The sequence below is a fragment of the Streptomyces sp. NPDC051940 genome, assembly GCF_040680895.1.
Classification (GTDB): Bacteria; Actinomycetota; Actinomycetes; order Streptomycetales; family Streptomycetaceae; genus Streptomyces.
The window spans coordinates 54,439-66,097 of the sequence record NZ_JBFAXR010000039.1 but is presented as its reverse complement, the minus strand read 5'-3'; the positions used below and the strand labels follow the sequence as shown (position 1 = coordinate 66,097).

At 71.2% G+C, this 11,659-nt stretch carries 9 protein-coding genes; 1 reads left to right on the top strand and 8 read right to left on the bottom strand.

Translation table 11 applies throughout. The features are described 5' to 3' along the window. Positions 1-106: 106 nt before the first annotated feature. The 6 genes from AB0M28_RS17700 to AB0M28_RS17675 all read right to left on the bottom strand — a co-directional run bounded on the left by AB0M28_RS17700 (position 107) and on the right by AB0M28_RS17675 (position 9,002). Positions 107-3,139: a hypothetical protein gene (locus AB0M28_RS17700; RefSeq protein ID WP_365405012.1), complete on the bottom strand. Its 3,033-nt coding sequence runs from the start codon at positions 3,137-3,139 to the stop codon at positions 107-109. Positions 3,140-3,315: 176 nt separating this feature from the next. Next, a complete protein-coding gene (locus AB0M28_RS17695) occupies positions 3,316-4,359 on the bottom strand; it encodes a dipeptide ABC transporter ATP-binding protein (RefSeq protein ID WP_365405009.1) in 1,044 nt (347 codons plus the stop codon). Further along, positions 4,334-5,356 carry an ABC transporter ATP-binding protein gene (locus AB0M28_RS17690; protein ID WP_365405006.1) on the bottom strand — a complete coding sequence of 341 codons (1,023 nt, stop codon included), beginning with the start codon at positions 5,354-5,356 and terminating at the stop codon, positions 4,334-4,336. Before AB0M28_RS17690 ends, AB0M28_RS17695 begins: the two co-directional genes overlap by 26 nt. 7 nt (positions 5,357-5,363) lie before the next feature. Then, complete coding sequence (locus AB0M28_RS17685; protein WP_365405022.1) at positions 5,364-6,296, bottom strand: ABC transporter permease; 933 nt, start codon at positions 6,294-6,296, stop codon at positions 5,364-5,366. Positions 6,297-6,387: 91 nt separating this feature from the next. Beyond that, positions 6,388-7,311, bottom strand: coding sequence for an ABC transporter permease (locus AB0M28_RS17680; RefSeq protein ID WP_365405004.1), 924 nt, complete (start codon positions 7,309-7,311; stop codon positions 6,388-6,390). 50 nt (positions 7,312-7,361) lie between these two features. After that, positions 7,362-9,002: an ABC transporter substrate-binding protein gene (locus tag AB0M28_RS17675; protein WP_365405001.1), complete on the bottom strand. Its 1,641-nt coding sequence runs from the start codon at positions 9,000-9,002 to the stop codon at positions 7,362-7,364. Positions 9,003-9,168: 166 nt separating this feature from the next. Between AB0M28_RS17675 and AB0M28_RS17670 the strand changes: the two genes are divergently transcribed. Further along, positions 9,169-9,414, top strand: coding sequence for a hypothetical protein (locus tag AB0M28_RS17670; protein ID WP_365404998.1), 246 nt, complete (start codon positions 9,169-9,171; stop codon positions 9,412-9,414). Positions 9,415-9,619: 205 nt separating this feature from the next. Here the strand turns inward: AB0M28_RS17670 and AB0M28_RS17665 are convergent, their stop codons facing one another. Next, entirely contained in the window at positions 9,620-10,651 is a 1,032-nt protein-coding gene (locus tag AB0M28_RS17665) for a dipeptide ABC transporter ATP-binding protein (RefSeq protein ID WP_365404995.1), read from the bottom strand. Further along, complete coding sequence (locus AB0M28_RS17660) at positions 10,644-11,651, bottom strand: ABC transporter ATP-binding protein (protein WP_365404992.1); 1,008 nt, start codon at positions 11,649-11,651, stop codon at positions 10,644-10,646. The genes AB0M28_RS17665 and AB0M28_RS17660 overlap by 8 nt, the downstream gene beginning before the upstream one ends. Positions 11,652-11,659: the final 8 nt, after the last annotated feature.

Sequence of the window (11,659 nt, the reverse complement as noted above, 5' to 3'; positions counted from 1 at the left end):
ACGACCGGAGTGCCCGAGACCGCGTCGAGTCCCACCACCGTCAGGTCGCGGCCGTTCACCGACTCGATGGCACAGCCCCGGTGTCGCGGTGGGTTCCCGGTGCGGGTCAGCCCTCCTCGCGGCGCGCGCGCCGGGCGACGATCGCCCCGCCGCTGATCAGCGCGGCGATACCCAGGCCGGCCGCCACGAGGGTGACCTCGGCGATGTCGCCGTCGCCGGTGTCGGGCAGGTGCCGCCCGCCGTGGTCGCGGGGCTGGTCGTGGCCGGTGTCGCCGTTCATGGGCTCGGACATCGGGCCGCCGGGTGCGGTCGTCGCGCCCTCGCCGCCGTCCCAGGGCGTCGACTCACCGGCGGCTTCGGCGCTCTCCCAGGGCGTCGACTCACTGGCGGCCTCGGCGCTCTCCCCGGGCATCGACTCACTGGCCTCGCCCGGTGCGGCGATCGTCTGGACCTCGCCGGTGGAGGCCGGGCTCGTCGCACCGCTCTGCGGCTCGACGGGCTCGCCCGCGCCGTAGGGCGTGATGCAGGCGAGGGCGCCGGGGGCGGCGCCGGACGAGAAGTCCGGGACGAGCATCATGCCGTCGGGACAGGACACGGGACCGGGCGCGGGCTGCGCCGCGGCGCCGGCCTGCGCGGCGGGGAGCGGGGCACCCGCCTCGCCGGCGCCGGCCGGCTGGACCGCATCGCCGGCTCCCGCCGCCACCACGCACATCACGTCGCCGGGCTGGGCACCCGGCACCGTGCTCGGCAGGGGCACGGTCCCGACGGGACACGTCTGCGCCGTCGGCCCCGGCTGGACCACGGGCGCCGGCTCGACACCGGGCTCTGGCAGGACGATCGGCAGGGGCTCAACACCCGGCACGGGCAGCACACCAGCCTGCGGCTCCACACCGGGCTGCGGCACGACCACCGGCACCGGCTCGACACCCGGCACGGGCTGCACACCGGCCTGCGGCTCCACACCGGGCTGCGGCACGACCACCGGCGCGGGCTGCACACCAGGCTGGACCCCTGGCTGCGGCGCGGCACCCGCCTGACCGGCGGCGGACGGCACCGCACACATCACATCCCCAGCCTCCGCACCCGGCAGGGTGCTCGGCATCGACACCGCACCCTCGGGGCAGACCTCCACCGCACCCGGCTCACCAGCAGCCGACGCCTCCACACACATCACGTCACCCGCACCCGCGCCTGGCAGCGTGCTCGGCAACGGCATCGTGCCCAGCGGACATGTCTGCGCCGTCGGCCCAGGCTGGACGACGGGCGCCGGCTCGACACCGGGCTGCGGCAGGACGATCGGCAGGGGCTCCACACCCGGCACGGGCTGCACACCAGCCTGCGGCTCCACACCCGGCTGCGGCACAACCACCGGCACCGGCTCAACACCCGGCACGGGCTGCACACCAGCCTGCGGCTCCACACCCGGCTGCGGAGCTGCGCCCGCCTCACCGGCGGCGGACGGCGTCGCACACATCAGGTCACCGGGCTCCGCGCCGGGCAGGGTGCTCGGCATCGACACCGCACTCTCCGGGCAGACCTCCACGGCACCCGGCTCACCAGCAGCCGACGCCTCCACACACATCACGTCACCCGCCCCCGCACCCGGCAGCGTGCTCGGCAACGCCATCGTGCCCACCGGACACGTCTCCGCCACCGGACCCGGCTCCACCACGGGGGCCGGCTGCACACCGGGCTGCGGCACAACCACCGGCACCGGCTCCACACCCGGCTGCGGCAGGACCACCGGGGCGGGCTGCGCACCAGCCTGCGGCTCCACGCCCGGCTGCGGAGCTGCGCCCGCCTGACCGGCGGCGGACGGCACCGCACACATCACGTCCCCAGCCGCCGCGCCCGGCAGCGTGCTCGGCATCGACACCGCACCCTCCGCACACACCTCCACCGCACCCGGCTCACCCGCAGCCGACGCCTCCACACACATCACGTCACCCGCACCCGCGCCCGGCAGCGTGCTCGGCAACGCCATCGTCCCCACCGGACACGTCTCCGCCACCGGACCCGGCTCCACCACGGGGGCCGGCTGCACACCGGGCTGCGGCACAACCACCGGCACCGGCTCCACGCCCGGCTGCGGCAGAACAATCGGCACCGGCTGGACTCCTGGCTGTGGCGCCGCGCCCGCCTGACCGGCGGCGGACGGCACCGCACACATCACATCCCCAGCCTCCGCGCCCGGCAGGGTGCTGGGCATCGACACCGCACCCTCTGGGCAGACCTCCACCGCACCCGGCTCACCCGCAGCCGACGCCTCCACACACATCACGTCACCCGCCCCCGCACCCGGCAGCGTGCTCGGCAACGGCATCGTCCCTACCGGACACGTCTCCGCCACCGGACCCGGCTCCACCACGGGCACCGGCACGACCACCGGCACCGGCTGCACACCCGGCTGCGGCTCCCCACCCGGCACCGGCACGACCTCGGCCGCGGGCTCCCCACCCGGCACGGGCACGGCCTCACCCGCGGGCTCCCCACCCGGCTCCACCGCCGTGGTCGGCGTCTCGGCAGGCTCCGCCGCCGTCGGTGCGGGGGCGCAGACCTGCGGTTCCGGCAGCGTGGTGGGGGCCTCCGGGGCCGCAACGGGCCCTGCCGGGCCCGTGCCCGCGTCCGCTCCCGGGCCGTCGTCCGACTCCGCGTCCATGCCTCCGCCCGTGCCCGCGTCCGCTCCCGGGCCGTCGTCCGACTCGTGCGGGTCCGCCTCGGCCACGGAGAGCGGCGTGCCGTCCGCTGCCGTACCGGTCCCGACGCCCTCCGCGGGCCGCACCGGCACCGTTCCCTCGGGGCAGTCGACCCCGCTGCCCGCGTCCGCGCCGGGGCCGTCGTCCGACTCCGCGCTCAGGGCCGCACCCCCGTGCGCCCCCGGGCCGTCGTCCGATTCGGCGTCCAGTCCGGGGCCGCGGCCCGCGTCCGCGCCCGGGCCGTCGTCGGACTCACCCTCGTCCGAACCCGCCGCGGGCGGACCGGGCTGCACTCGGGTCTGGCCGGCGTACGCGAGGGCAGGACTGCCCGCGCCCAACGACTGGGCAGCCGCGATGCCGCCCGCCAGCGGTGTGGCGCTGAGCGCCGCCGCTGCCAGGGCCCCGCAGACCGTGCGGGCATGGCGTCGTGAGATGCGCTTCATTCGCTGTTGACTTCCCTCTACTCGCCGCGCGAGCTGCGCACGGACGGACGGGCCCATGGGTTCCCATGGCGCGTCAACAGGTATCAGTCATACAGCGTTAAATAGACATAAGACACAATGCGGTCGACCTACTATTCGCTCGCCTGGGCTACCACCCGCCGACCGCCGCGCCCCGCCTACTCCTCGGTCGCAGACATGTCCTCCGCGAAGAAGCACGCCGACGGATGCTCCGCCGGCCCGCCGACCCCCTCCAGATGCGGCGGCACCACGAGCAGGGGCACCTCCTGCGCACACCGCTCCTGCGCCTTCCAGCAGCGTGTACGGAACCGGCACCCGGACGGCGGATTCGCCGGCGACGGCACATCGCCGGCCAGCAGGATCCGCTCCCGCCCCTCCCGCGCCTCGGGGTCGGGCACGGGCACCGCGGAGAGCAGCGCCTGGGTGTAGGGGTGCGTGGCATGGTCGTAGATCTGCACGTCGGTGCCCAGCTCCACGATCCGCCCGAGGTACATCACCGCGACCCGGTCGGAGATGTGCCGGACCACGGACAGGTCGTGCGCGATGAAGGCGTACGACAGCCCGAACTCGTCCTGCAGCCGCTCCAGCAGGTTCACGACCTGCGCCTGGACGGACACGTCCAGCGCGGACACCGGCTCGTCGGCGACGATGATCTCGGGCCGCAGCGCCAGCCCCCGCGCGATGCCGATGCGCTGGCGCTGGCCGCCGGAGAACTGGTGCGGATACCGGTTGATGTACTCCGGGTTGAGACCGACGACGTCCAGCAGCTCCTGCACCCGCGCCCGCCGCGACCCCTTCGGCGCCACCTCGGGATGGATGTCGTACGGCTCGCCGATGATGTCGCCGACCGTCATCCGGGGATTCAGGGACGTGTACGGGTCCTGGAACACCATCTGGATGTTCCGGCGCACCGCCTTCAGCGCCCGGTCCGACAGCTTCGTGACGTCCTCGCCCTTGTACAGGATCTGACCGGCCGTCGGCTTCTCGAGGCTGACGAGCATCTTCGCCACGGTCGACTTGCCGCAGCCGGACTCGCCCACGATGCCCAGCGTCTCGCCCTGGCGCAGCCCGAACGACACCCCGTCCACCGCGCGCACGGCGCCGATCTGCTTCTTGATGAGGATGCCCTGCGTCAGCGGATAGTGCTTGACGAGGTCGCGCACCTCCAGGATGGACTCAGACTGAGCGGGCGGCGTCGTCATCGAGCTGCTCCTTCCAGAAGTGGCACGCGCTCCCGCGCGGCGGCACCATCGGCCGGCCCGCGTCGTCCGTGACCTCGTACAGCGGCGGCCGGTCCGTCAGGCACACGCTCCGCGCCAGGGGGCAGCGCGGGTTGAAGGCGCAACCGGGCGGGATGGCCAGCAGATTGGGCGGCAGGCCCTTGATCGCGTACAGCTCCTGGCCCTTCTGGTCCAGCCGCGGGATCGAGTCGAGCAGACCCCGGGTGTACGGATGGGCGGGCGCCTTGTAGATCTCGTGCACGGACGCCGTCTCGACGATCCGGCCCGCGTACATCACCGCGATCTTGTCCGCGACGTCCGCCACGACGCCCAGGTCGTGGGTGATCAGGATGAGCCCCATGTTCGACTCGCGCTGCAACTCCGCGAGCAGGTCCATCACCTGGGCCTGGACCGTCACGTCGAGGGCCGTCGTCGGCTCGTCCGCGATGATCAGCTCCGGGTCCAGGGCAAGCGCCATCGCGATCATGATGCGCTGGCGCATACCGCCGGAGAACTGGTGCGGATAGTCGCCCACCCGCTCCCTCGCCGCCGGGATGCGCACCCGTTCCATCAGCTCGATCGCCTTGACCTTGGCGTCCTTGCGGGACATCCCATGGTGTACGACGAACATCTCGCCGAGCTGATAACCCACGTTGAGTACCGGGTTGAGCGACGACAGCGCGTCCTGGAAGATCATCGCCATCTTCGCGCCGCGCGTCCTGCGCCGCTCCTCCTTGCCCATCTTCAGCAGGTCCTGGCCCTGGAAGACGATCTCCCCGCCGGTGATGAACCCGGGCGGCGAGTCGAGGATGCCCATGATCGCCTGCGCGGTCACGGACTTGCCGGAGCCCGACTCGCCGAGCACGGCGAGCGTCTCCCCGGCGTCGACGCTGTACGTCACGCCGTTCACGGCCTTCGCGACCCCGTCCCGGGTACGGAACTCGACCTGCAGATCGCGTACTTCAAGCAAGGCGTTCACGTCGGCATCACCGCAGCTTCGGGTCGAGGGCGTCGCGGACCGCGTCGCCGAGCATGATGAAGGCCAGCACCGTGACGCTCAGCCAGGCGGCCGGCCACAGCAGCATGTGGGGGGCGTTGCGGATCTCCGAGGAGGCGGCGGAGATGTCCTGGCCCCAGGAGATGGTCGGCGGTTTGAGCCCCACACCCAGGAACGACAGCGTCGCCTCCAGCGAGATGTACGTACCGAGGGCGATGGTCGCGACGACGATGATCGGCGCCACCGCGTTGGGCAGCACGTGCCGCATCATGATCCGGGACTTGGACGCCCCCAGCGAACGCGCCGCCTGCACATAGTCGTTCTGCTTCGCCGTGATCACCGAACCGCGGGCGATACGCGCGATCTGCGGCCAGCCCAGCAGGATGATGAAGCCGATCACCGGCCAGATCGAGCCGCTGGGGATCACGGAGAGGAAGACCAGGCCGCCGAGCAGGATCGGGATACCGAAGAAGATCTCCGTGATCCGCGACAGCACACCGTCCCACCAGCCGCCGAAGAAGCCGGCCAGCGCGCCCAGCAGGGTGCCGGTCAGGGCGGCGCCGGCGGTGGCGAGGATACCGACACTGACGGAGGCCCGGGCCCCGTAGATCGTGCGGTTGTAGACGTCGCAGCCCTGTTTGTCGTAGCCGAAGGGATGGCCGGACGAGGACCCCTCGCGGGAGTGGGAGAGATCGCAGTCGTACGGGCTGCCGTTGGCCAGCAGGCTGGGCCAGATCGAGATGAAGATCAGGAACACGATGAGCAGCGCCGAGATGATGAAGATCGGGTTCTTCCGCAGATCGGCCCAGGCATGGCCCCACAGGCTGCGGGCCTCGGTCTCCGAGGTGGCCGTGCCGGGCGGCCCGGGGTGGGTGTAGTCGGCGTTCTCCAGCGACTCCGCCTCCTCCGTTGCCAGGTCCATCGACCCGATCTCGGTGGAGCTCGGCAGCTCGGCGCTGCCCGTACCGGCGTTGGCCAGCGGATCTACGTCGTCCGGCCGTTCGGAATGGGGGTCACGCAAGGCGGATCCTCGGGTCCAGGACCGCGTAGAGCAGGTCGACGAGCAGGTTGGCCAGCAGGAAGATGATCACGAGGACGGTGACGAAGCCGACCACCGTCGGCGCGTTCTGGCGCAGGATGCCCTGGTAGAGCTGGTATCCGACGCCGTGGACGTTGAAGATGCGCTCCGTGACGATGGCGCCGCCCATCAGGTTGCCGATGTCGATGCCCAGGAAGGTGACCACCGGGATAAGGCTGTTGCGCAGCAGATGGCGCACGGTGATCCGGCGCCTCGGCAGGCCCTTGGCGACGGCGGTGCGGATGTAGTCGGCGCGGGCGTTCTCGCCGACGGAGGTGCGGGTGAGTCTCGTCGTATAGGCGAGGGACACCAGCGCCAGCACGATGGCCGGCAGGATCAGCTCGTTCCACGGCGCCTCCGGGGAGACGGAGACGGGGAAGATCTGCCATTTCACGCCGAACAGGTACTGCAGCACATAGCCCATGACGAAGGTGGGGATCGAGATGACCACCAGGGTGGCCAGCAGCGTCGAGGTGTCCAGCACCCCGCCCCGCTTCAGACCGGAGAGCACGCCGAGCGTGATGCCGACGACGGACTGGAAGATGATCGCCAGGATCGCCAGCCGGATGGTGATGGGCCAGGCCTCGGCCATCAGCTCCGTCACCGGCTGGCCGTTGAAGGCCGTACCGAAGTCGCCGGTGAAGATGTTGCCCATGTAGAGCAGGTATTGCTGCCACAGGGGCTTGTCGAGGTTGTACTTCTCCCGGATCGCGGCGGCCGTCGCGGGGTCGGGCTTGCGGTCCCCGAAGAACGCGGCGACCGGGTCGCCCAGGGCGTAGACCATGATGAAGATCAGCAGCGTGGTCCCGATGAACACGGGGATCATCTGGATCAGCCGTCTGATGACGTAGCGCCCCATCGGCGCCCTCCTCGTACGGGCTCGGGGGCTCGCGCCCCGCGGCGGTGGGTCTACCGGGTGACGGTGATGTCCTGGTAGACGGGGACGCTGAACGGATCGAGGGCGACGTCGTGCGCCCGTTCGGAGAAGCCGGCGGAGCCGTTCTGGTACCACAGCGGGATCGCCGGGACCTCGCGGGCGAGGACCTTCTCCGCGGCCTTGAACGTGCGCACCGCCTCCTCGGCGCTGGTGGCCGCGTTCGCCTGGTCGACCAGCCGGTCGAACTCCGCGTTGCTGTGGCCGCCGTCGTTGGAGGAGGCGTCGGTGTAGTAGAGCTTCGACAGGAAGTTCTCGATGTTCGGGTAGTCCATCTGCCAGCCGGCCCGGAACGGCCCGCTCATCTTCCGGTCGGTGACCTGGGTCCGGTAGTCGGCGAAGGTGCCGACGGGGTTGACCACGCAGCTGTTGCTCTTCCCCAGGGCCTTGTCGAGGCTGTGGCAGACGGCCTCCATCCAGTCGCGGTGCGATCCGGTGTCGACGTTCGAGGTGAGCACGAGCTTCCCGCCGGGGATGCCGCCGCCCTCCTCGATCAGCCGCCGGGCCTTCTCCGGGTCGTAGCTGCAGACCTCGCCGCACACGCTCTCGTCGAACCCGCCCTTGCGGCCGAGCACGGGCGAGGTCCAGTCGCGGGCGGGGACGCGTGTGCCGTGGAAGATCTCCTCGGTGATCGTGTCGCGGTCGATGGCCATCGAGATCCCCCGGCGCACCTTCGCGGCGTCCCTGCCCCGCCAGGCCTTGTCGTAGAAGGGGAAGCTGACGGTCTGGATGATCCCGGCGGGCCGGCTGACCAGCCGGCCGCCCAGATCGTCCGCGGCGTGCGCGAGCTGGGCCGCGGGGATGTCGTCGACGACGTCGAGGCTGCCGGACTGCAGATCCGCGTACGCCGTGCCGGGGTCGGTGTAGACGCGCAGCTCGATGCCGCCGTTCCTCGGCTTGTCCGGTCCCCGGTACGCGGGGTCGGCGACGAGTTTCATCGCCTTGCCGCGCCGGTACTCCTGGACCTTGTACGGGCCGTTGCCGACCGGCCGCTTCATCCAGCCCTCGTGGTCGGTGAAGAAGGAGCGGGGCAGCGGGGCGAACGCGGCGTAGCCGAGGGTCTCGGCCCAGGTGGCGTAGCGCTGCCTGAGCCGGACCTCAAAGGTGAGGGGGCCGGTGACCTTGAGGCCGGACATGGCGGTGGCCTTGGGCGCGGACTTCTCATCCGCGGGGTGGACGTCGTCGTAGCCCTCGACGTACTGGAAGAAGGGGGCGTTGACCTGGTGGTTCTTCAGGTGGGCGGCGTAGTTCCAGGCGTCGGTGAAGGACCTCGCGGTCACGGGGGTCCCGTCGCTGAAGCGCTGCCCCTTCCGGACCGTGATGCGCCAGGTCCGGCTGTCGTGGGTCTCGATGGACTCCGCGAGCGCGTTCACGGACTCGGCGGTGCGCGGGTCGTAGCGCGTGAGCCCGCGCGTGATCAGGCTGAGGACCTTGCCGCCCTGGACCTCGTTGGTGTTCCCCGGCTCGATGGGGCGCTGCGGGTCGCTCCACGACGCCCGCACGATCCCGTCGGGGTCCGGCTCCCCTCCGCCACCGCCGCCCGCGCATCCGCTCACCGCCGCCGCCGCGACGGCCGTCGCGGCGATGGCCCAGACACCGCGCGTTCCACCCCGCATCGAGGTCCTCCATAGGGTCCGAGGTCATACTCAGAGCCCCATATGACCCGATACGCGATCGGTGCGCATCCGCACGCCCCCCGCCGTGCGGCCACTCGTGGCACGGAACCGCCCGGATGCGCGATCGGCGCGCGATACGTTGAGAGCGGCGAGAGGAGCCTGCCCGGTGAACGCGACCGAGACCTGGACCATCGCCCGCATCTCGGAGGCCATTCCGGCATCCGTGCGCATGCAGTTCTTCGCGGAGGTCAACCAGGTCCCGGTCGACGGAATACTGCCGGTGCTGAAGAAGTGGCAGCGCATCGCCGAGGACCTGACGGCCGCCCTCGAGCGGGCCGAAGAACTCAAGGCCCGCGAGGCGGCAGCCGGTCCGCCGGGCGTTCGGGGCGGCCCTCATCGAGGCCCGGGCTGATCCGATCGGCCGTACCGAGGCCTATGGGCACGACGACGGCACCGTGCGCTGCCTGACCGTGGACAACGTCATCGCCGTACTTCTCGTCAGCCATGCCACTCACGGCCTGCGCGTCCTGCAGTTCAGCCACATCGGCTGAACGCACCGGGCCCCGGCCTCCCACCAGGGAAGACCGGGGCCCGCGGCGTCATGCCGACGAGACGCCCTACGCCACCGCGTGGACGACGTCCTTCTCGTCCGCGAAGTGGCACGCGGACGCGTGGTCCGCACCCGCGCCCGAGCCCGCGAAGCGGGTCGGGATCGCCAGGACCGGCGTCTCCGTCGCGCAGCGGTCGACCGCCTTCCAGCACCGCGTACGGAACCGGCAGCCCGACGGCGGGTTCGCCGGCGACGGCACGTCGCCGGAGAGGATGATCCGCTCGCGCTGACCCCGCGTCGAGGGGTCCGGGACGGGCACGGCCGACAGCAGCGCCTGGGTGTAGGGGTGCGTCGGGTGGTCGTAGATCTCCACGTCCGTGCCGATCTCCGCCATCCGGCCGAGGTACATCACACCGACCCGGTCGGAGATGTGCCGGACCACGGACAGGTCGTGCGCGATGAAGACGTACGACAGGCCGAACTCGCCCTGCAGCTGCTCCATGAGGTTCACGACCTGCGCCTGGACGGAGACGTCCAGGGCCGAGACGGGCTCGTCGCAGATGATGATCTCGGGCCGCAGCGCCAGCCCCCGCGCGATGCCGATGCGCTGGCGCTGGCCGCCGGAGAACTGGTGCGGGTACCGGTTGATGTACTCCGGGTTCAGGCCGACGACGTCCAGCAGCTCCTGGACCTTCGCCCGGCGGGAGCCCTTCGGCGCCACCTCGGGGTGGATGTCGAAGGGCTCGCCGATGATGTCGCCGACCGTCATCCGCGGGTTCAGGGACGTGTACGGGTCCTGGAACACCATCTGGATGTTCCGGCGGACCGCCTTGAGCGCCCGGCCGGACAGCTTCGCGATGTCCTCGCCCTTGTACAGGATCTGGCCCGACGTCGGCGTCTCCAGCCGCATGAGCAGCTTGGCGACGGTCGACTTGCCGCAGCCGGACTCGCCGACGATGCCGAGCGTCTCGCCCTGCTGCAGGTCGAAGGAGACCCCGTCCACGGCGCGGACCGCGCCGATCTGCCGCTTGAAGAGGATCCCCTGGGTGATGGGGAAGTGCTTCACCAGGTCGCGGACCTGGAGAATCGGCTCAGCCATGGAGCTGCTCCTTCCAGTGGTGGCAGGCGCTCTTCCGCCCCGCCCCGACGACCTCGAGCTGAGGCACGTCGGTGTGGCACGCCTCCGTGGCCATCGGGCAGCGCGGGTTGAAGGCGCAGCCGCTCGGCACGCGGAGCAGGTTGGGCGGCAGGCCCTTGATCGCGTACAGCTCCTGGCCCTTCTGGTCCAGGCGCGGGATCGAGTCGAGCAGACCCCGGGTGTACGGATGGGCGGGCGCCTTGTAGATCTCGTGGACCGGCGCCTGCTCGACGATCCGGCCCGCGTACATCACCGCGATCTTGTCCGCGACGTCGGCGACGACGCCGAGGTCGTGGGTGATCAGGATCAGGCCCATGTTGGACTCGCGCTGGAGCTCCGCGAGGAGGTCCATCACCTGGGCCTGGACGGTGACGTCCAGGGCCGTGGTGGGCTCGTCCGCGATGATCAGGTCCGGCTCCAGGGCCAGCGCCATCGCGATCATGATGCGCTGGCGCATACCGCCGGAGAACTGGTGCGGGTAGTCGTTCACCCGCTCCTTCGCCGCCGGGATGCGCACGCGGTCCATCAGCTCGATCGACTTGGCCTTGGCGTCCTTCTTGGACATGCCCCGGTGCACCCGGAACATCTCGCCGAGCTGGTAGCCGACGCTGAGCACCGGGTTCAGCGACGACAGCGCGTCCTGGAAGATCATCGCCATCTTCGCGCCGCGCAGCTTGCGCCGCTCCTCGGCGGGCATGGCGAGCATGTCCTTGCCGCGGTAGAGGATCTCGCCCTGCGGGATCTTCCCGGGCGGCATGTCCAGGATGCCCATGACGGCCTGCGCCGTCACGGACTTGCCCGAGCCGGACTCGCCCAGGACGGCCAGCGTCTCGCCCGCGTTCACGGAGTAGTTCACGCCGTTGACGGCCTTGACCACGCCGTCCCGGGTGTGGAACTCCACGTGCAGGTCGCGCACCTCGAGCAGCGGGGTGCTCGCGTCCTTCGAAAGGTTCTCAGTCATGTCAGGTC

Bases quoted from the DNA above. Each gene is read 5' to 3' on its own strand.
- AB0M28_RS17700 (WP_365405012.1), bottom strand. From the start codon at position 3,139: ATGAAGCGCATCTCACGACGCCATGCCCGCACGGTCTGCGGGGCCCTG.
- AB0M28_RS17685 (WP_365405022.1), bottom strand. From the start codon at position 6,296: ATGGACCTGGCAACGGAGGAGGCGGAGTCGCTGGAGAACGCCGACTAC.
- AB0M28_RS17665 (WP_365404995.1), bottom strand. From the start codon at position 10,651: ATGGCTGAGCCGATTCTCCAGGTCCGCGACCTGGTGAAGCACTTCCCC.
- AB0M28_RS17660 (WP_365404992.1), bottom strand. From the start codon at position 11,651: ATGACTGAGAACCTTTCGAAGGACGCGAGCACCCCGCTGCTCGAGGTG.
- AB0M28_RS17680 (WP_365405004.1), bottom strand. From the start codon at position 7,311: ATGGGGCGCTACGTCATCAGACGGCTGATCCAGATGATCCCCGTGTTC.
- AB0M28_RS17675 (WP_365405001.1), bottom strand. From the start codon at position 9,002: ATGCGGGGTGGAACGCGCGGTGTCTGGGCCATCGCCGCGACGGCCGTC.
- AB0M28_RS17695 (WP_365405009.1), bottom strand. From the start codon at position 4,359: ATGACGACGCCGCCCGCTCAGTCTGAGTCCATCCTGGAGGTGCGCGAC.